The organism is Pseudomonas sp. L5B5 (assembly GCF_020520285.1).
Classification (GTDB): domain Bacteria; phylum Pseudomonadota; class Gammaproteobacteria; order Pseudomonadales; family Pseudomonadaceae; genus Aquipseudomonas.
Window position 1 is genome coordinate 6,584,728 of sequence record NZ_CP084742.1, and the last position, 20,281, is coordinate 6,605,008.

The following is a 20,281-nucleotide window of genomic DNA, read 5'->3' on the forward strand; positions in this document are numbered from 1 at the left end:
ATTCGGATCAGCACCGCCTGAAGGAGGGCGGTGGGGGGAAGTACGGGCGGACGAGGGCGAAGGAGTGTCCGTCCAGGGATGGAGATGTCCATAGATGGACTTGAACCCGCCATGAGCCAGGAACCGGCTCGTCGTTCCCGGCGCTTGCAAGGCGCGCTGGTCGGCCTGTGGGGCTTGCTGCTCGGCGCCGGCCTGCAGGCCGGCGAGCTGCCACCGCCGCCCAGCAGCCTGGAGGCGGTGGCTGACGCCCAGCTGTACCTGGAATTGGTGATCAACCAGATGAACACCGGCAAGGTGGTGGCGGTGCAGCAGCGTGCGGGACGCTTGGCCGTGGCCGCCCAGGCCCTTGAGGAAAATGGTATCAAGTTGCCGACCGGGCAGGCCGGCGAGGTGGACCTGGACGGCGTCCCGGGCTTGCACAGCCAGTACGACAGCCAGGGCCAGCGGCTGCTGCTGGAAGTCCCGTCGGACTGGCTGCCGGAGCAGTTCATCGGCAGCCGCCAGGCCTATCCACGCACTCCCGCCCTGAGCAGCTTCGGTGCGCTGCTCAACTATGACCTGTACCTCAACGACACCGATGACGGGGGCACCTACCTGGCGGCGGGGAACGAGCTGCGGCTGTTCGACACCTGGGGCACGCTGTCCAGCAGCGGGCAATACCGGCGGACAATTTCCGGCAGCCAGGGCGCCTCCCTGAACAATGGCTACCGGCGCTACGACACCACCTGGCGTTTCTCGGACGACGAGCGCCTGCTGACCTACGAAGCCGGCGACCTGGTCAGTGGCGCCTTGCCCTGGAGCAGCTCGGTGCGCCTGGGCGGGGTCCAGCTGTCCCGGGACTTCGCCGTGCGCCCGGACCTGGTGACCTATCCCTTGCCCCAGTTCGCCGGGCAAGCCGCGGTGCCCAGCTCGGTGGACTTGTTCATCAACGGCTACAAATCCAGCAGCGCCGAGCTGCAGCCCGGCCCCTACACCCTGACCAACATCCCCTTCATCAACGGCGCCGGCGAAGCGGTGGTGGTCACCACCGACGCCCTGGGGCGGCAGGTCTCCACCACGGTGCCGTTCTATGTCACCAGCAGCCTGTTGCAACAGGGCCTGACGGACTTCTCGGTGGCCGCTGGCACCTTGCGCCGCGACTACACGCTGCGCGACTTCGGCTACGGTCCCGGCGTGACTTCCGCCAGCTTGCGCCATGGCCTCAATGACAGCCTGACCCTGGAAAGCCATGCCGAGGCCTCGCAGTCCCTGGCCCTGGGCGGGCTTGGTGGCAACCTGCGGCTGGGGCAGTTCGGCGTGCTCAATACCGCGTTCAGCCAGAGCCGCTTCGATGGCAATGGCGGCCAGCAATTGAGCGTCGGCTACCAGTACAGTAGCCAGCGCTACAGCTTGTCCTACCAGCGTGTGCAGCGTCGCGACCAATATGCCGACCTGACCGTGGTGGACAGCCCCTACACCAGCCTCAGCCGGCGCAGCGAACAGCTGACCCTGAGCCTCAACCTGGAGCGCTTCGGCAGCCTGGGGGCCGGCTACTTCGACGTGCGCGCCGCGGATTCGACTCGCACCCGGCTGTTGAACCTGACCTGGAGCAAGCCGCTGTGGCGCAGCAGCAGCTTCTACCTCTCGGCCAACCGGGAGATCGGCGACAGCCAGTGGGCGATGCAGGCGCAGCTGGTGGTGCCCTTCGATCTGCATGGCAGCCTGAGCCTGAGCAACGAGCGCAGCAAGGCCGGGGAAAATCGCCAGCGGGTCAATTTCAGCCGGTCGGTGCCGCTGGAGGGCGGGCTGGGCTACAACCTGGGTTACGCCACCGGTGATGGCCCGGATTACCGCCAGGCCGATGTCACCTGGCGCCTGCAGTCGGTGCGCCTGCAAGCCGGGGTCTACGGCACGAGCGAGGCCGAGACGCGCTGGGCCGACGCCAGTGGTTCACTGGTGTGGATGGACCACCAGGTGTTCGCTGCCAACCGGATCGACGACGCCTTCGTGGTGGTCAGCACCGCAGGCTACAAGGACATTCCGGTGCGCTATGAAAACCAGCTGGTGGGCCAGACCGACAAGAACGGCCATCTGCTGGTGCCCTGGAGCAGCGCCTACTACCGCGGCAAGTACGAGATCGATCCGCTGAACCTGCCGGCCAACGTGCAGAGCCCGAATGTGGAGCAGCGGGTGGCGGTGCGTCGTGGCAGCGGTTACCTGCTGGAGTTCCCGCTGACCCGGGTGATTGCCGCGAGCATTGTCCTGGTGGACGCCCAGCAGCGCGAACTGCCCCTGGGCAGCACCGTCACCCACCAACAGAGTGGGGCGCGGGCAGTGGTGGGCTGGGACGGGCTGGTGTACCTGGAGAACCTCTCGGCCCACAACAGCCTGGCGGTGAGCCTGGCCGATGGCAGCCGTTGCCAGGCGCAATTCGATATCGACCTGCAACAACAGCAGATACCGCTGGTGGGCCCGCTGGTGTGTCAGTAGCCGAGTGAGCGGTAGCTAAAGGAGAGCGACGCATGAATGGACTCAAGGCCCGCCGGGGCATGACATGGGGGCAGCGACTGCTGGGGCTGCTGGCGTGCCTGCTGGCCTCGTCGGCCCAGGCCCTGTGCTCGACCGTCAGCACCACGCCAGCGGGGTTCGGCACGGTCAGCTCGATCCTGGTGCGCACTACGTCGCAGCCGGCGTCCACCACCAATGCCGGGCTCAGGTGCACCGGTTCGCTGTTGTCGCTGCTGGCCACCAACGACCATTTCTACGCCACCATCACCTCCTCGACCAGCGGCCTGGTCGGGCCTACCGGCGACATCATCAACTACACCCTGTATGCCAACAACAGCACCAGCTACCCCATTGCCCGGGGCGTCGCCTTCGATTTCGCGCGCAACTCGATCATCGACCTGCTGGGGTTGCTGGGCAGCCCCACGGTGGCCAAGACGGTGCCCATCTACCTGGGGACGCTCACCGGCAGCAACGTCGCGGCCGGGGTCTACACCGAGAACCTGAGCATCCTCTGGAGCTGGAACTATTGCTCCGGGATCGCTGCCTTGGGTATCTGCCTGGGCCGGGATATCGGCAGCGGCACCCAGAGCCTCACCGTGACCCTGACGGTCGCCAACGATTGCGTGATCACCGCGCCGAACATCAGCTTCGGCAGTGCGCCGGTGATCAGCGCCTTTGCCACGGTCAGCGGGCAGACCATCAACCTGGCCTGCACCAAGGGCAGTGCCTACACCGTGGGCCTGAACGATGGCCAGAATCCGCTGGGCGTGAGTGGTCGGCGGCGCATGGTGTCTGGTGGCAACTACCTGGCCTACGACATCTTCAAGAGTGCCGGGACCACCCGCTGGGGCAGCGTCGGCAGTGACCGACGCTCCAGCACCGATGCCGAGGTCAACCCCGGCAACGGCCTGGGCACCGGTAGCCAGGTCTTCAATTACAACGCCAGGATCTACACCGACCAGGCCACGCCGCCGGCCGGGACCTACCTGGACAACGTGGTGCTGGATGTGGGGTTCTGAACATCAGGCGCTTTCCAGCGGGCAGGGATTGCTGGCGCGTGGACGCTCCGGGATCAGGCTCCACCACCAGTAGCCCAGCGCCACGGCGTTGATGCTCGCGCCCAGCAGGCAGACACCGGTCCAGCCGGCCCAGGCATAGAGGCTGGTGGCGGCGATGGAACCTGCAGCGCTGCCGATGGAGTAGAACAGCATGTAGCCGGCGGCCAGGCGGCTCTGGGCTTCGGGGCGCACGCTGTAGATCAGGCTCTGGCTGGTGACGTGCACGGCCTGCAGGCCAAGGTCCAGGCCGATCACGCCGAGCAGCAGGGCCCAGAGTGACCACTGGGTGAAGGCGATGGGCAACCAGCACAACAGCATCAGGCCCAAGGCCAGGCCGCTGGTCCACTGGCCCAGGCCGCGATCGGCCAGGTAGCCGGCGCGCGCCGCGCCCAGGGCACCGGCAGCCCCGGCCAGGCCGAACAGGCCGATCTCGGTGTGGCTGAGCGACAGGGGTGGGGCACTCAGGGGGAGCACCAGCGGGGTCCAGAGGGTGGTGGCAGCTGCAAAGATCAACATAGCCAGGACGGCCCGGTCGCGCAGGATCTTCTCTTCCTTGAACAATTGCAGCAATGAGCCCAACAGCTTCACGTAGCCCTGGGTAGCCGGTGGTTGCTCGGCGTTCGGCAACACGCGCCACAGCGCCAGGGCCACCAGCAGGGTCAATCCGGCAGACAGCAGGTACACCGAGCGCCAGCCCGCGAGGTCGGCCATGGTCCCGGCGACAGTGCGTGCCAGGAGGATGCCCAGGACCACGCCGCTGGTGACCACGCCCACCACGCGGCCACGTTGTTCCGGCTGTGCCAGGTTGGCGGCATAGGCCACCAGTACCTGGGTGACGACTGCCAGCAAGCCGATGCACGCCATGCCCAGCAACAGCCAAGTGCCGTTCGGGGCCAAGGCCACGACCAGCAGGGCCAGCACCGACAGCAGCGTCTGGGTGACGATCAGTCGGCGGCGGTTGAGCAGGTCCCCCAGGGGCACCAGCAACAGCAGGCCCAGGCCATAACCCACCTGGGTCAGGGTGATCACGATGCCCACCGTGGCCGCAGGCAAGTCGAAGGTCCGGGCCATGGCATCCAGCAAGGGTTGGGCATAGTAGACGTTGCCCACTGCCAGGCCGCAGGCCATGGCGAACAGCAGCACGACCTTGGTCGAGAGAATCAAGGGGATGGCGTGGTCGGGATCGCGGGACATGACGGGCTCCGTAAGTGGTTTCTTTATAAAACCAGTTGTACGGTAGTGAGCATGGTTTTATATTGCAACTACTTTCACACGGTCGATCGGAGCCTTCCTGCCATGGTCAAACGAACCCGCCTGCAAGACGCCGAATGTCCGGTCGCGCGTTCACTCGATGCGATTGGCGACTGGTGGTCGTTGCTGATCGTGCGTGATGCCTTCGATGGCATCCGCCGCTTTGGCGAATTCCAGCGCAATCTGGGGATGGCCAAGAACATGCTGGCCGCGCGTCTGAAGACCCTGGTGGAGCACGGGGTGCTGGAGGTGGTGCCGGCTTCCGATGGCAGCGCCTACCAGGAGTACGTGCTGACGGACAAGGGCAAGGGCCTGTTCCCGCTGATCATCGGCTTGCGCCAGTGGGGCGAGGCATTTTTCTACGAAGAAGGGGAGGCGCATTCGCGCCTGGTGGACCGCCAGACCCGGCAACCGTTGCAGGCGCTGGAACTGCGTTCCGCCGATGGCCGCCTGCTGGGGCCGGACGATTGCCTGCGGATACCGGTGGCGTGAGGCACAGACGACTGCGCGAAGGGTTCGCGCAGTCGCCGCCAGGGCTCAGCGCAGGCTGTCCGCCAGGTGGGCCACGGTGCTCAGGACATCCTTGCCCAGCTGCATGGAGCGCTTGCCGGACCAGCCGGTGAGCGGGTTGGGCGCGTCATCATGGTCCTTGAACGGCATTTCCAGGGTCAGCGCCAGGCAGTCGTACTTTTCCCCGACGGCATTGCAGGCCAGGGCCATGTTGGCCTGGCCGGGATTATCGCGGGCGTAGCCGTGGGTGGTCTGGAAGTCCCGGGTCTTGTGCTTCAGGTGGCTGCGGAACGCTTCCTCGAGGTCGGCCAGGCGTGGGCTGTAACCCGGGTTGCCCTCGCAGCCGGCGGTGAACACATGGGGGATTTCCTCGTCGCCATGGACATCGAGGAACAGGTCGACCCCGTACTGCTCCATCTGTTGCTGGACGAACAGCACTTCCGGGCTGAGTTCCTGGCTGGCGTTCTGCCAAGCGCGGTTGAGGTCCTGGCCCCTGGCGTTGGTACGCAGGTGGCCATGGAGTGCGCCGTCCGGGTTCATGTTCGGCACCAGGTACAGGTCGGCCTTGGCCAGCAGGGCGTTGAGCTCGGCGTCGTCATGGCGTTGCAGACGCTCGATCACTCCTTCCATGAACCACTCGGCCATGTGTTCGCCAGGGTGCTGCTGGGCGATGATCCAGACCTTGCGCTGGCCGGGTGCGCCGCTGCCCTTGCGCAGCAGTTGGATGTCGCGGCCTTCGACGCTCTTGCCCACGGCCAGCAGGTCAGTCCCAGCCTTGTTCATGGCCTGTTCGATCAGCCAGTCATGGCGGCCGCGGCTGTAGGGCTCGAAGTAGGCGAACCAGGCGTGGGTCTGGGTGGCTTCGAGATTGAAGCGCAGGGCATCGCCTTCGAAAATCGTTGGTATGCGAAACCAGTTCACATGATCGTAGGACGCAACGGCCTGGTAACCGGTCCAGGCCTTGTTGTAGGAGGACTGGCTGGCGTTGGTCAGGCGGAACCAGTGTTCCTGGCCGACATGCAGGCCGCTGGCCTTGAAGTGAAACCACTGGAAGTGCGCACTCTGGGTGTCCGGGCGGATGGCCAGTTGCACTTGCAACGGATTGCTGATGTCCAGTACGTCGATGTTGCCGCTGTCGAAGTCGGCGCTGATTTGAAAAGAAGAGTGATTGCCCACGGTCATGGTCGGTTCCCGAACAGGATTGTTGTGACCGTTACTCTACACATCGGAGGGGGTAAAAGAAGGGGGGCGTCGTCCTTGACGCTGAGGAAGCTTAGTGTGTATGCGATTGATTCTCAAGCGCTACTTTTGAATTTCGACACGTGTGCGATTGGCAGCAACTTGCAAAAGGGCATTGTTTTGCTATCATCGCCGCCATTATTTTTGCGTCACCCACGTCTTCATTAGCCTGAAGCCAAGCCAGCATGACTGGCAAAAAAAAGACCCGGCGAAAAAGCCGGGTCAAAAACCGTGATTAGCCTGATGAGGAGATAATCCAAAGGTCCGACCTAAGGTCCTTTGGGTCATCGACTGATCTCGCGATCAGTTGCCTGCAATAATAATCATTATCATTTGCAAGTCAAACGTTTTTCCCTGCCTGCTCGAATTTTTTTCATTCACCATTTCCCTGCCCCCGTCCGGGACCGCAGGGCGTCTGCATGTCATGCGGATTCATGTCGCTGGCCTTCCAGGGACTTGTCCACCAGGGCCTTGGCTAGATCGATCATGTGCACCACCGAGAACGCCAGGTCCCGATTGGGCCCGTGCAGGTTGTCGGCTGCATCGTAGGCAGTGGCTGCGGCGCAGCGCAGCAGATCGGAGGCGTGGATCATCGCTTCCTCGCTGCTCAGGCTGCTTCTTATCTCGAAGAATTTCTCCTCCTTGCCGATATCGCCGTGGGGCGGTTTCAGGTAATAGTCCATTGCTCGTCGCGCTGCGTGGCTGCCCTTGAGTGAGCTCAATGTGGCCTCTGTATCGAGTTCCGGCACGTCCTTGCTGCTTGTGTTCATGGGTTCTGCCTTGTCTTGAGAAAAGGAAAAGAGGGGGCAGGTACAGGTTAATACGTATTGTAATTGTGACGCCATTTCAAATACTACAACTTGTGTGTTGAGGCGGAAAGTACACAACGTATTGTTCCGCCCATGGATAAATGGATCGAGTTGGTCAAGGCCAACATGAAAGGCCGCAAGGTCACGCAGGAAAAGCTCGCCGAGCGCCTGGGCATGTCCCAAGGCGGCATCGGTCATTGGCTGAGCAAGCGGCGCCAGCCCAAGATCGAAGACATGAACCGGGTGCTGGAAGAGATCGGCATGGGTTTTCTCGAAGTGGTGCTGGTGGTCCGCGAGAAACCGCAGCTCGGCGATGATGGCGAACCGCTGGAGCAGGAACCTTCGCTGGTGGATCGCTACAATCCGTACTTCCGTTATCCGGTCAGCGACTGGCGCACTGCCGGTGAGCTTCGTGAAGACGGAATGCCGGGCTATGTGCCGGAGCGCTACGAACTGTCCGATTACCAGGCTCAGGGCCCGGCGTTCTGGTTGAGGGTGGTGGGGGATGCGATGATCGCGCCCAGTGGCATGAGCATCAGCCAGGGGATGTTGATCCTGGTAGACCCGGCCATTGCGGTCGAGCCCGGTAAACTGGTGGTCGTGCAGTGTCCCGGCAGCAGCGAGGCGATCTTTCGCAAGTTGGTGCAGGAGGGCGGCCAGCGTTACCTCGTGCCTTTGAATCCCACTTATCCGAAGATGCTCTATGTCGACGATTGCCGGGTCATTGGCGTCGTCGTGCAAGCGACCGCGAAGTTCTGAGATCCCAATAATCTGAAAAGCCCCTTCCTGCCAGCAGGAAGGGGCTTTTTCATGTCGGTATTACTCCAGCTCCACCAGCGCGCTGCCTTCGCTGACCATCTCGCCTTCCTGGCAATACAGCGCCTTGACGACCCCGGCCTGGGGTGCACGGATACTGTGTTCCATCTTCATGGCTTCGAGCACCACCAGTTGCGCACCGGCTTCGACACTCTGGCCGACGTCCACCATAACCCTGACGATGCTGCCGTTCATGGGGGCGCTAAGGCCACCGTGCTGGCTGTGGCTGGCATCGACTGCAGCAATCGGGTCGTAGGCGGTGACGCTGTGCATCTCGCCCTGCCAGTGCAGGTACAGGGTTTCGCCACGGCGGATGGCCCGGTGCTGGCGGTGCACGCCTTGGCGCTCCACCAGCAGGTTTTCATCCTGCAACCGGTAGTCGGCACCAGGGGCGCCCAGGCTGATGGCTCGCTCCTGGCCGTCGACGCTCAGGTGCAGGGCGATCTGCGCTGGCAAGCCGCTGCGCCAGCCATCGACCGCCGCCCAGGGCGAATACGGATCGTCCTGGCGCTCGCGCCGTGCCTGGCTTTGGCTGTAGGCCTGGGCCGCCGCCTGCCAGAAGTCCTCGTCCAGTTCGCGGGCTGCCGGCAGTAGTTGTTCCTGGTAGCGCGGAATGAAGCCGGTATCCAGTTGTGCATCGGCGAAGGCCGGATGGGCGATGATGCGCCGCAGGAAGGCCAGGTTGGTCTTCAGGCCGCCGATGGCGAACTCGTCGAGCATGCTCAGCAGGCGCAGGCGGGCCTGTTCGCGGTCCTCGCCCCAGGCGATCAGCTTGCCCAGCATCGGGTCGTAGAACGGCGACACGCTGTCGCCTTCCTCGACGCCGCTGTCCACTCGCCGGCCAGGGCCGCTGGCCGATTCGCGGTACAGCTCCAGGCGGCCGGTGGCCGGCAGGAAGTCGTTGCCCGGGTCTTCGGCGTACAGGCGCACTTCGATGGCATGTCCCAGCAGCGGCACCTGATCCTGAGTCATGGGCAGGGTTTCGCCGCGGGCCACGCGGATCTGCCAGGCCACCAGGTCCAGGCCAGTGATGGCCTCGGTGACCGGGTGTTCCACTTGCAGGCGGGTGTTCATTTCCATGAAGAAGAACTCGCCGCGGGCGTCGAGCAGGAACTCCACGGTACCGGCGCCGACATAGCCGATGGCCTGGGCGGCGCGCACGGCGGCCTCGCCCATGGCCTTGCGCAATTCGGCGCTCAGGCCTGGGGCCGGGGCTTCTTCCACCACTTTCTGGTGGCGACGCTGGATCGAGCAGTCACGCTCGTTGAGGTACAGGCAGTTGCCGTGCTGGTCGGCAAAGACCTGGATCTCCACGTGCCGTGGCTTGAGCAGGTATTTTTCCACCAGCATCCGCGAATCGCCGAACGACGACTGTGCTTCACGCTGGGCCGAGGCCAGGGCTTCGGCCAGCTGGCTGACGTCCTCCACCACCTTCATGCCCTTGCCGCCGCCACCGGCAGTGGCCTTGAGCAGCACCGGGTAGCCGATGCGCTCGGCGGCGCTGCGGAAGGTCTCCAGGTCCTGGGCTTCGCCGTGGTAACCCGGCACCAGCGGCACGCCGGCGGTCTCCATCAGGGCCTTGGCCGCCGACTTGCTGCCCATGGCATCGATGGCCGAGGCGGGGGGGCCAAGGAAGATCAGCCCGGCGGCTTCGATCGCGCGGGCAAACCCGGCATTCTCGGAAAGAAATCCATAACCGGGGTGGATGGCCTGGGCGCCGCTGGCCTTGGCGGCGGCGATCAGTTTATCGATCTGCAGGTAGCTTTCGCTGGCCTTGCTGCCGCCCAGGTCAACCCGGATATCCGCCTCGCGGCTGTGCCGGGCATCGCGGTCGGTGGCACTGTGCACGGCGACGGTGGTCAGGCCCAGGGCCTTGGCGGTGCGCATCACGCGGCAGGCGATCTCGCCGCGGTTGGCCACCAGCAGGGTATCTAGAACAGGGGCGTTCATCAGCGGGACTCCTTGGTCGAGGTCTCGGTCTGCCAGCTGGGTGGGCGTTTCTCCAGGAACGCCCGCAGACCTTCCTGGCCTTCGGGGCTGACCCGGATCCGTGCAATTGCGTTTTCGCAGTAGCGACGCAGGGCCGTGGTCAGGGCGCCGTTGCCCACTTCACGCAGCAGCTCCTTGCTGGCGCGCATGGCCTGGGGGCTGTTGAGCAGCAGGTTGTCGATCCAGCGCGAGACCTGTTGCTCCAGTTCCGCTGCGGGATAACTCTCGGCCAGCAGGCCGATGTCCCGCGCACGCGGGCCATCGAAGCGCTCGGCGGTGAGGGCGTAGCGCCGGGCCGCACGTTCGCCGATGGCCTGGACCACGAACGGGCTGATCACGGCCGGCGCCAGGCCGATGCGCACTTCCGACAAACAGAATTGTGCGTCGTCGCTGGCGATGGCCATGTCACAGCAGCCGATCAGGCCCAGGGCGCCGCCAAAGGCTGCGCCTTGCACCACGGCCAGGGTCGGGATCTTCAGCTTGGCCAGGTTGTACATCAGCTCCGCCAGTTCCCGGGCGTCGTCGAGGTTGGTGTTGTAGTCCAGTTCAGCCGATTGCTGCATCCAGGCCAGGTCGGCACCGGCGCTGAAATGCCGGCCACGACCGCGCAGCAACAGAAAGCGCAGGCCAGGGTCGCCTTGTACCTGATCCAGGGCCAGGATCAGTTCACGGATCATCTCGGCGTTGAAGGCGTTGTTCTTTTCTTCACGGCTGAGCCACAAGGTGGCGAAGCCACGAGGATCGCGCAGCAGTTCCAGGGTATTGAAGTCGTTCATGATCTTCTCGCGCAGGATTACATGCGGAACACGCCGAAACGGCTCTGTTCGATAGGGGCGTTGAGGGACACGGACAACGCCAGGGCCAGCACTTCGCGGGTTTGCGCCGGGTCGATGACGCCGTCGTCCCACAGCCGTGCGCTGGAGTAGTAGGGGTGCCCCTGGTGCTCGTACTGATCGAGGATCGGTTGCTTGATCTGTGCTTCCTGGGCGGCGTCGAAGCCTTGCCCACTGCGCTCGGCCTGCTCGCGCTTGACCTGTACCAGCACGCCGGCAGCCTGCTCGGCGCCCATCACGCCGATCCGCGCATTGGGCCACATCCACAGGAAGCGTGGGTCGTAGGCGCGTCCGCACATGCCGTAGTTCCCGGCCCCGAAGCTGCCACCGATGATCACGGTGAATTTCGGCACCTGGGCGCAGGCCACTGCGGTCACCAGCTTGGCGCCGTGCTTGGCGATGCCGCCGGCCTCGTACTTCTGGCCGACCATGAACCCCGTGATGTTCTGCAGGAACAACAGCGGGATGCCACGTTGGCAGGCCAGCTCGATGAAGTGCGCGCCTTTTTGCGCCGCTTCGGCGAAGAGGATGCCGTTGTTGGCCAGGATCGCCACCGGGTAGCCATGCAGGTGGGCAAAACCGCACACCAGCGTGGTGCCGAACAGCGCCTTGAATTCATCGAACAGCGAACCGTCCACCAGGCGGGCGATGACTTCGCGTACATCGAACGGCTGCTTGGGGTCGGCCGGTACCACACCGTAGAGTTCGTCGCGGGCATACAGCGGGGCGATCGGCGTGCGTTGCTGCAACTGGCCCTGCTTGTGCCAGTTGAGGTTGGCCACGCTGCGTCGAGCCAGGGCCAGGGCATGCTCGTCGCTTTCGGCGTAGTGGTCGGCGACCCCGGAGACCTTGCAGTGCACGTCGGCGCCGCCCAGGTCCTCGGCGCTCACCACCTCACCGGTAGCGGCTTTCACCAGGGGAGGGCCGGCGAGGAAGATGGTGGCTTGTTCGCGGACCATGATCGCTTCGTCGGCCATGGCGGGCACATAGGCACCACCGGCCGTGCAGGAGCCCATCACCACGGCGATCTGCGGGATGCCCTGGGCGCTCATGTTGGCCTGGTTGAAGAAGATCCGTCCGAAGTGCTCGCGATCCGGGAACACCTCGTCCTGGCGCGGCAGGTTGGCGCCGCCGGAATCCACCAGGTAGATGCAGGGCAGGCGGTTCTGCAGGGCGATGGTCTGTGCCCGCAGGTGCTTTTTCACGGTCAGTGGATAGTAGGAGCCGCCTTTGACCGTGGCATCGTTGGCCACGATCATGCATTCCACGCCTTCCACCCGGCCGATACCGGCGATCACCCCGGCGGCGGGCACGTCTTCGCCATAGACCTCATGGGCTGCCAGGGCGCTGATCTCGAGGAAGGGCGAGCCGACATCGAGCAGGCGGTTGATCCGCTCGCGAGGCAGCAGCTTGCCCCGTGAGGTGTGGCGTTCCTGGGCCTTGGCGCCGCCGCCTTGCTGGACCTGGGCCAGCAGGGTATGCAGGGCGTCGACCTGGGCCGCCATGGCGGCCGTGTTCTCCACGAACTCGGGCGATCTTGGATTGAGTTGGGACTTCAGAATCATGGGAGGGCCTTCGGCAGCTTCAAGCGACAAGCTTCAAGCTGCAAGAATGGATCGGATGCCAGCCGCGTGTCCTTGCGGCTGGCAGCTTGCAACTGGCGGCTGTTCTTACTTGGTCTCGTTGAACAGCTCACGGCCGATCAGCATGCGACGGATTTCGCTGGTGCCGGCACCGATCTCGTAGAGCTTGGCGTCACGCAACAGGCGACCTGCGGGGAACTCATTGATGTAGCCGTTGCCGCCCAGGATCTGGATTGCATCCAGGGCCATCTGGGTCGCGCGCTCGGCGCTGTAGAGGATCACCCCGGCGGCGTCCTTGCGGGTGGTCTCGCCACGTTCGCAGGCCTGGGCCACGGCGTACAGGTAGGCGCGACTCGCATTGAGCTGGGTGTACATGTCGGCGATCTTGCCCTGGATCAGCTGGAACTCGCCGATGCTCTGGCCGAACTGCTTGCGGTCGTGGATGTAGGGCACCACCAGGTCCATGCAGGCCTGCATGATCCCGGTCGGACCACCGGAGAGCACCACGCGCTCGTAGTCCAGGCCGCTCATCAGGACTCGGACCCCGCCGTTGAGCACGCCGAGGATATTTTCTTCCGGTACTTCGACGTCATCGAAGAACAGCTCGCACGTATTGGAGCCGCGCATGCCCAGCTTGTCGAACTTGTTGCTGCGGCTGAAGCCCTTCCAGTCGCGCTCGACGATGAACGCGGTGATGCCATGAGCACCCTTTTCCAGGTCGGTCTTGGCGTAGATCACGTAGGTGTTGGCATCCGGGCCGTTGGTGATCCAGGTCTTGCTGCCGTTGAGCACGAAGCGGTCGCCGCGCTTGTCGGCGCGCAACTTCATCGACACCACGTCGGAGCCCGCGTTGGGTTCGCTCATGGCCAGGGCACCGATGTGTTCGCCGCTGATCAGCTTGGGCAGGTACTTGTTCTTCTGCTCATGGCTGCCGTTACGGTTGATCTGGTTCACGCAGAGATTGGAGTGGGCGCCGTAGGACAGGGCCACCGAGGCCGAGGCGCGGCTGATTTCTTCCATGGCCACCACGTGAGCCAGGTAACCCAGGCCGGCACCGCCGTATTCTTCCGGGACGGTGATACCCAGCAGGCCCATGTCACCGAACTTGCGCCACATGTCGGCGGGGAACAGGTTGTCGGCGTCGATCTGCGCCGCCCGGGGCGCCAGCTCCGCCTTGACGAAGGCCTGGACTTGCTGGCGCAGCATGTCGATGGTTTCACCGAGGGCGAAGTTCAGGGTCGGGTAACTCATGGCGGGGCACCTTCAGAATTTGTTTTTATCGAGGGGTCGGGCGTGGAGAGCGGCGCTGCCAGGCTCTCACCTTTACGTTAACGTAAACCTGCGCCAGAGGACTGTCAATCGCCCTTTACGTAAACGTCAACTTGAGCGAATCTGTAGGCGCCGAGCTTGCTGGCGATGAAGGATCACGCGGTCGCATAGCGGCGCCGCGGCGCTCCAATCGCGGGCAAGCCTCGCTCCTACAATAAAGACAATAGGGGTCGTCATGGAACACTCGGGCTCCCAGCCGGATCGTAGCTATACCCGTGGTACGCAAGACCGTGCCTTGCTGGCGCTGACCATTGGCCAGGCCTTCGACAGCACCGTTGCGGCCCATCCCCAGGGCGAGGCCCTGGTGGTTCGTCATCAGCAACTGCGCTACACCTGGCGGCAACTGCGCGAGGCGGTGGACCTGCATGCCAGGGCCATGCTGGCCCTGGGGCTCAAGACCGGCGATCGCCTGGGTATCTGGGCCCCAATTGCGCCCAGTGGTGCATCGCCCAGTTCGCCAGTGCCAAGATCGGCGTGATCCTGGTGAACATCAACCCGGCCTATCGCGCCTCCGAACTGGAGTACGTGCTCAAGCAGTCCGGCTGCCAATGGCTGATCTGTGCCGGGGCCTTCAAGACCTCCGATTACCACGTCATGCTCCAGGGGCTGCTGCCGGAACTGGCCGAGCAGTCCATCGGCCAGTTGCACAGCCAGCTGTTGCCAGAGTTGCGTGGAGTGATCAGCCTGGACGCCCGGCCACCGTCGGGTTTCCTGCCCTGGTCGCAGCTTGGCGACCTGGCCGCCGGCACCAGCGCCGAGCAATTGCAGGCCCGCCAGGACAGCCTGGATTTCGACCAGCCGGTGAATATCCAGTACACCTCTGGCACCACCGGCTTCCCCAAGGGCGCGACCCTGAGCCACTACAACATCCTCAACAACGGCTACATGGTTGGCCAGAGCCTGGGCCTCACGGCCAATGACCGGCTGGTGATCCCGGTGCCGCTGTACCACTGTTTCGGCATGGTCATGGGCAACCTGGGCTGTATCACCCATGGCACCACCATGATCTACCCCAGCGATGCCTTCGATCCGCTGCTGACCCTGAGCGCCGTGGCCGAAGAACGGGCCACCGGCCTGTACGGGGTACCGACCATGTTCATCGCCATGCTCGATCAGCCTCGGCGCAGCGAGTTCGATCTGTCGAGCCTGCGCACCGGGATCATGGCTGGGGCGACTTGCCCGATCGAAGTGATGCGCCGGGTGATCAGCGAGATGCACATGAACGAGGTGCAGATCGCCTATGGCATGACCGAGACCAGCCCGGTATCGCTGCAGACCGGCCCGGCCGATGACCTGGAGTTGCGGGTGACCACCGTGGGCCGGACCCAGCCGCACCTGGAAAGCAAGATCATCGACGAGGCCGGCAGTGTGGTGCCGCGTGGCACCATCGGTGAACTCTGTACCCGGGGCTACAGCGTCATGCTTGGCTACTGGAACAACCCGCAGGGCACCCGGGAGTCCATCGACCAGGCCGGCTGGATGCATACCGGCGACCTGGCCACCATGAACGATCAGGGGTACGTGTGCATCGCCGGGCGCAACAAGGACATGATCATCCGGGGTGGCGAGAACATCTATCCGCGGGAGCTGGAAGAGTTTTTCTTCACGCACCCGGCGGTGGCCGATGTGCAGGTGGTGGGCATCCCCTGTGCCCGTTATGGCGAGGAAATCGTGGCCTGGATCAAGTTCCATCCCGGGCATTCGGCGAGCGAACTGGAGCTGCAGGCCTGGTGCAAGGAGCGCATCGCGCACTTCAAGACACCGCGTTACTTCAAGTTCGTCGAAGAGTTCCCGATGACCGTTACCGGCAAGATCCAGAAGTTTCGCATGCGTGAAATCAGCGTCGAAGAGCTGGGCGAGCACCTGGGTAGATGATGAGTGTCCAGAGGGGTGTGCATCGGTTCCGGTGCACGCGCCAGGGCGGGAAGGGCAGGCAAACCAGGAAAGGCAGGAAGCACAAAGGGGAGCCGAAGCTCCCCTTTAATTTGTCGTTGCGTGCTCTTTTTTTATTATTGAAGGGCGGCCTGTTGTTGTTTTTGTCGACCGTGGCCCTTTACCGCTGTTTTGGGCGATCCCCATCCGGGATCAAGAGCAAACGTATTTTTTTGAGCGCTGATTCAATGTGTCGCCAGGGCGATCCAACCGGTTCGGGAGCTACCTGAAGGGTAGTTTTATTATTCTCTGACCGATTGCGGATGACTCTTGCAAGCCGTCCCGCACACTACACCTTCTCCAAAAAAATCTGTTAGCTGCGTCTCTGCCGTGTTGTTCTTGTTATGTCAGAGTCGTTTCGTCTTATTTTTATTAGGTTTGCTGCTTTTTATTCTTGTTATGCCATAGAGATAGCAGAAGCCGTGCCAACTTTTTAAAATCCTTTAAAATCAATGGCTTGAAATTTTGTAGGACAATCTGTTCTGCAAAAAAATCGACAAACTGTTTCCGTGTTACTCGTTCCCGCCCCATTCCAGAGCGGCCGGTAACACACCGGCCGCACAGTATGGCTAACCGGCACTTCGCGCCTTGGCCACGCGCGAGCCGGTGGGGCGGCCCAGGACGCGGCTGATCCGGTTTCCGGCCTCGACCAGGCGCTCCAGGTCGATACCGGTGTGGATGCCCAGGCCATTGAGCAGGTACAGCACGTCTTCGGTGGCCACGTTACCGCTGGCGCCCTTGGCATAGGGGCAGCCGCCCAGGCCGGCGACGGAGCTGTCGAACACCGCGATGCCTTCTTGCAGGCTGGCGTAGATATTGGCCAGGGCCTGGCCGTAGGTGTCGTGGAAGTGCCCGGCGAGCTTGTCCCGGGGTACCTGGGCGCCGACCACCTCGAACATCCGGCGGGTGGCGCCGGCGGTGCCGGTGCCGATGGTGTCGCCCAGGGACACCTCGTAGCAGCCCATGGCGTACAGCTCGCGGGCTACCGCGGCGACTTGCTCCGGGGCCACCTCGCCTTCGTAGGGGCAGCCCAGCACGCAGGACACGTAGCCGCGCACGCTGATGCCATGCTGCCGGGCTGATTCCATGATCGGTGCGAAGCGCGCCAGGCTTTCACTGATGGAGCAGTTGATGTTGCGCTGGGAGAAGGCTTCGGAGGCTGCGGCGAACACTGCCACTTCCTTGACCCCGGCCGCCAGCGCATCCTCGAAGCCTCTCAGGTTGGGTGCCAGGGCGCCGTAGATCACTCCCGGCTTGCGCTGGATGCGGGCGAACACTTCGGCCGAGCCGGCCATCTGCGGTACCCACTTGGGCGAAACGAAGCTGCCGACTTCTATATAGCCAAGGCCCGCTTCGGTCAGGGCATCCACCAGGCGAACCTTGTCGTCGACGCTGATGGGCTGGGCTTCGTTTTGCAGGCCGTCGCGCGGGCCGACTTCGACCAGGCGTACATGGCTGGGGAGGGACATGGGGTTCACCTTCTTTCAAGTGATGGCGGGTGCCGTCGCAGGCCACATGGCCGCTGGCGTCAGGGGGCGGTGCTGTTCTGGTTCTGGATCGTCTGCTGCAGCGCCTGGGTGCAGCGCTCCTCGGCCGTGTCCAGTTCCAGCTTCATCTGTTCGATATCCAGCAACTGCTGTTCGAGCTGTTCACGGCGCTCGGTGATCTTGGCCAGCATGCTGTGCAGTTGCTTGAGGTTGCCGCTGGAGGGATCGTAGAGCTCGATCAGTTCACGGCACTCGGCCAGGGAGAAACCGATGCGCTTGCCCCGCAGGATCAGTTTCAGGCTGACTTTGTCCCGTGGCGAGTAGATGCGTTCCTGGCCACGCCGCTCGGGTGCCAGCAGGCCCTGCTCCTCATAGAAGCGAATGGCCCGGGTGGTGATGTCGAGCTCGCGAGCGAGGTCGGAAATGCTGTAGGTCTGGCTGCTCATGGAGGCGCTCGAGAGGGGACTTGGCGCTAAGCTAAAGGCAGGTTGACGTATACGTCAAGCAATCCCCTCGCGCCGGCGGCCCGGTTCCTGCCCGTAGCGCCAGGAGTGGGTTTGCCGGCTGCTGGAGCTCACACCGCTTGCCGGTCGAGTTTCTTCTCGTGGGCGGTGACCTGCTGGCACAACTCGATCATCTGCTCGCGCATCCAGCGGTTGGCCGGGTCCTGGTCGGTGCTTTCATGCCAATAGAGGTGGGTTTCCACCGGTGGCACGTCGTTGACCGGCAGGTTGAAGGCGTGCAGTTCGTGGCGCCGGGCAAACCGCTCCGGCACGGTCATGACCATGTCGGTCTGTTGCAGCACCAGGGAGGCCATCAGGTAATGCTGGGACCGCAGGGCGATCTTGCGCTGGATGCCCATCTTGCCCAGGGCCAGGTCGACATGGCCCAGGCCGCTGCGCCGGCTGGAAATGTGCACATGGGTGAGGGACAGATAGTCGTCCAGGGTGAACTTATCCTTGCCGGCAAGCGGGTGCCCCTTGCGCATGGCGCAGACGTAGCGGTCTTCCATGAGCTTGACGTGACGCACCTGGGGGTCGGTGTTCAACGGCGCATCCACGGCGAAGTCCAGGCGTCCGGCCGCCAGTTCCTTGGTGGTTTCCCGGCGCTTGGACAAGAAGCTCTCGATCACCACGGTGGGCGCCAGGCGCCGCAGGCGCTGGAACAGCTGCGGCAGGATCACCGCCTCGGTCAGGTCGGTCATGCTGATGCGGTAGGTCTTGGCGGCCTGCAAGGGGTTGAAGATCCGGCTTTCCTGGACCGAGACCCGCAGCAGCGACAGGGCGTTGCGCACCGGGCCGATGATGTTCTGCGCCATGGGGGTCGGCACCATGCCCTGGGCGGTCCTGACGAACAGCGGATCGTTGAAGGTTTCGCGCAGGCGCGCCAGGGCATTGGACACCGCCGGTTGGGTGATGCCGACAATCTGGCCGGCGCGGGTCAGGTTGGCTTCGGTGTAGATCGCGTCGAAAACGATGAAGAGGTTGAGGTCGACCTTGCTCAGATTCATGGCGCTGCACTCTTATTGTTGACCCCGGCGAGGGGGGCGTTAGGGCACGTGAGGGGGCGGCTCGCAAGCCTGCAGAATCAGCCGATCATATATCGGTGATGAATGTTAATACACGCCGAGAATAGGCTAGGTAAATTTTCGTAGCTGAACTAGCATCGATTTCAGTCCCCCCACACCCGTTTTCACAGAGGTAGAGCTGCCCATGGAATTCGCCTATTCCCCCAAGGTCCAGGAACTGCGTGAACGCGTCACCGCATTCATGGATGCCTATGTCTATCCGGCTGAAGCTGTCTTCGAGCGCCAGGTTGCCGAGGGTGACCGCTGGCAGCCGACCGCCATCATGGAGGAGCTCAAACTCAAGGCCAAGGCTGAAGGGCTGTGGAATTTGTTTCTGCCCGAGTCGGAACTGGGGGCCGGCCTGACCAACCTGGAATACGCGCCGCTGGCGGAGATCATGGGGCGTTCCCTGCTTGGTCCGGAGCCGTTCAACTGCTCGGCCCCCGACACCGGCAACATGGAAGTGCTGGTGCGTTATGCCAACGAAGAGCAGAAACAGCGCTGGTTGCAGCCGCTGCTGCGCGGCGAGATCCGTTCTGCCTTCGCCATGACCGAGCCGGACGTGGCTTCGTCCGACGCCACCAACATGGCGGCCCGGGCAGTGCGCCAGGGTGACGAGTGGGTGATCAACGGCAAGAAATGGTGGACCTCGGGCGCCTGCGATCCGCGCTGCAAGATCCTGATCTTCATGGGCCTGAGCAATCCCGATGCACCGCGCCACCAGCAGCACTCGATGATCCTGGTGCCAGTGGATGCCCCCGGGGTGAAGATCGTCCGCCCATTGCCGGTCTTCGGTTATGACGACGCGCCCCATGGCCATGCCGAAGTGGTATTCGACAACGTTCGCGTGCCCTATGAAAACGTGCTGCTCGGTGAGGGCCGTGGCTTCGAGATCGCCCAGGGGCGCCTGGGCCCGGGCCGCATCCATCACTGCATGCGCTCGATCGGCATGGCCGAACGCGCCCTGGAGTTGATGTGCAAGCGTTCGGTGAGCCGTACCGCATTCGGCAAGCCGCTGGCGCGGCTGGGGGGCAACCTCGACAAGATCGCCGACTCGCGCATGGAAATCGACATGGCCCGCCTGCTGACCCTCAAGGCCGCCTACATGATGGACACTGCCGGTAACAAGGTGGCCAAGAGCGAGATCGCCCAGATCAAGGTGGTGGCACCGAACGTCGCCCTGCGGGTGATCGACCGGGCGATCCAGATCCATGGCGGGGCCGGGGTGTCCAACGACTTCCCGCTGGCCTACATGTATGCAATGCAGCGTACGCTGCGGCTGGCGGACGGTCCGGACGAGGTTCACCGGGCTGCGATCGGCAAGTACGAAATCGGTAAATATGTGCCCAGGGAACTTATGCGCAGCAGCGGACACTGATCTCCAGCACCGC

General features: G+C 63.7%; 15 protein-coding genes and 1 pseudogene. 6 read left to right on the forward strand and 10 right to left on the reverse strand.

Annotation, left to right across the window (positions count from 1 at the left end; genetic code table 11):
- The first annotated feature begins 111 nt into the window (after positions 1-111).
- Together LGQ10_RS30310 and LGQ10_RS30315 are read left to right on the forward strand one after the other, a co-directional pair.
- Positions 112-2,469 carry a fimbria/pilus outer membrane usher protein gene (locus LGQ10_RS30310; protein WP_226524111.1) on the forward strand — a complete coding sequence of 786 codons (2,358 nt, stop codon included), beginning with the start codon at positions 112-114 and terminating at the stop codon, positions 2,467-2,469.
- Between the two features lie 59 nt (positions 2,470-2,528).
- Positions 2,529-3,506, forward strand: a complete 978-nt coding sequence (locus LGQ10_RS30315; protein ID WP_226526239.1) for a spore coat protein U domain-containing protein — start codon at positions 2,529-2,531, stop codon at positions 3,504-3,506.
- A gap of 3 nt (positions 3,507-3,509) precedes the next feature.
- On the opposite strand, the gene LGQ10_RS30320 is transcribed toward LGQ10_RS30315, so the two are convergent.
- Complete coding sequence (locus LGQ10_RS30320) at positions 3,510-4,739, reverse strand: MFS transporter (protein ID WP_226524112.1); 1,230 nt, start codon at positions 4,737-4,739, stop codon at positions 3,510-3,512.
- Between the two features lie 102 nt (positions 4,740-4,841).
- On the opposite strand from LGQ10_RS30320, the gene LGQ10_RS30325 reads away from it, so the two are divergent.
- A complete protein-coding gene (locus LGQ10_RS30325) occupies positions 4,842-5,288 on the forward strand; it encodes a winged helix-turn-helix transcriptional regulator (protein WP_058436848.1) in 447 nt (148 codons plus the stop codon).
- Positions 5,289-5,333: 45 nt separating this feature from the next.
- On the opposite strand, the gene LGQ10_RS30330 is transcribed toward LGQ10_RS30325, so the two are convergent.
- Entirely contained in the window at positions 5,334-6,488 is a 1,155-nt protein-coding gene (locus LGQ10_RS30330; RefSeq protein ID WP_226524113.1) for a M14-type cytosolic carboxypeptidase, read from the reverse strand.
- Between the two features lie 479 nt (positions 6,489-6,967).
- A complete protein-coding gene (locus tag LGQ10_RS30335) occupies positions 6,968-7,315 on the reverse strand; it encodes a DUF6124 family protein (RefSeq protein WP_226524114.1) in 348 nt (115 codons plus the stop codon).
- Positions 7,316-7,447: 132 nt separating this feature from the next.
- On the opposite strand from LGQ10_RS30335, the gene LGQ10_RS30340 reads away from it, so the two are divergent.
- Positions 7,448-8,113, forward strand: a complete 666-nt coding sequence (locus LGQ10_RS30340) for a LexA family protein (protein WP_226524115.1) — start codon at positions 7,448-7,450, stop codon at positions 8,111-8,113.
- Positions 8,114-8,173: 60 nt separating this feature from the next.
- Here the strand turns inward: LGQ10_RS30340 and LGQ10_RS30345 are convergent, their stop codons facing one another.
- The 4 genes from LGQ10_RS30345 to LGQ10_RS30360 all read right to left on the reverse strand — a co-directional run bounded on the left by LGQ10_RS30345 (position 8,174) and on the right by LGQ10_RS30360 (position 13,826).
- Entirely contained in the window at positions 8,174-10,120 is a 1,947-nt protein-coding gene (locus LGQ10_RS30345; RefSeq protein WP_226524116.1) for an acetyl/propionyl/methylcrotonyl-CoA carboxylase subunit alpha, read from the reverse strand.
- On the reverse strand, positions 10,120-10,935 hold the full coding sequence (locus LGQ10_RS30350; RefSeq protein WP_226524117.1) for a gamma-carboxygeranoyl-CoA hydratase: 816 nt from the start codon (positions 10,933-10,935) through the stop codon (positions 10,120-10,122). Before LGQ10_RS30350 ends, LGQ10_RS30345 begins: the two co-directional genes overlap by 1 nt.
- Before the next feature lie 17 nt (positions 10,936-10,952).
- Positions 10,953-12,557, reverse strand: a complete 1,605-nt coding sequence (locus LGQ10_RS30355) for a carboxyl transferase domain-containing protein (RefSeq protein WP_058433340.1) — start codon at positions 12,555-12,557, stop codon at positions 10,953-10,955.
- Positions 12,558-12,662: 105 nt separating this feature from the next.
- Positions 12,663-13,826 carry an isovaleryl-CoA dehydrogenase gene (locus tag LGQ10_RS30360; protein WP_226524118.1) on the reverse strand — a complete coding sequence of 388 codons (1,164 nt, stop codon included), beginning with the start codon at positions 13,824-13,826 and terminating at the stop codon, positions 12,663-12,665.
- Between the two features lie 253 nt (positions 13,827-14,079).
- On the opposite strand from LGQ10_RS30360, the pseudogene LGQ10_RS30365 reads away from it, so the two are divergent.
- Positions 14,080-15,779: pseudogene (locus LGQ10_RS30365) on the forward strand (AMP-binding protein).
- A 626-nt stretch (positions 15,780-16,405) separates the two neighbouring features.
- Here the strand turns inward: LGQ10_RS30365 and LGQ10_RS30370 are convergent.
- The 3 genes from LGQ10_RS30370 to LGQ10_RS30380 form a co-directional block, all read right to left on the reverse strand.
- Positions 16,406-17,305: a hydroxymethylglutaryl-CoA lyase gene (locus LGQ10_RS30370; protein ID WP_226524119.1), complete on the reverse strand. Its 900-nt coding sequence runs from the start codon at positions 17,303-17,305 to the stop codon at positions 16,406-16,408.
- A 59-nt stretch (positions 17,306-17,364) separates the two neighbouring features.
- The gene (locus tag LGQ10_RS30375) at positions 17,365-17,769 is read right to left on the reverse strand and encodes a MerR family transcriptional regulator (protein ID WP_058437357.1); all 405 of its coding nucleotides are present in this window, start codon (positions 17,767-17,769) and stop codon (positions 17,365-17,367) included.
- Between the two features lie 128 nt (positions 17,770-17,897).
- A complete protein-coding gene (locus LGQ10_RS30380; RefSeq protein WP_058437356.1) occupies positions 17,898-18,833 on the reverse strand; it encodes a LysR family transcriptional regulator in 936 nt (311 codons plus the stop codon).
- A gap of 202 nt (positions 18,834-19,035) precedes the next feature.
- On the opposite strand from LGQ10_RS30380, the gene LGQ10_RS30385 reads away from it, so the two are divergent.
- Positions 19,036-20,268, forward strand: a complete 1,233-nt coding sequence (locus tag LGQ10_RS30385; protein ID WP_058437355.1) for an acyl-CoA dehydrogenase — start codon at positions 19,036-19,038, stop codon at positions 20,266-20,268.
- The last annotated feature ends 13 nt before the right edge of the window (positions 20,269-20,281 follow it).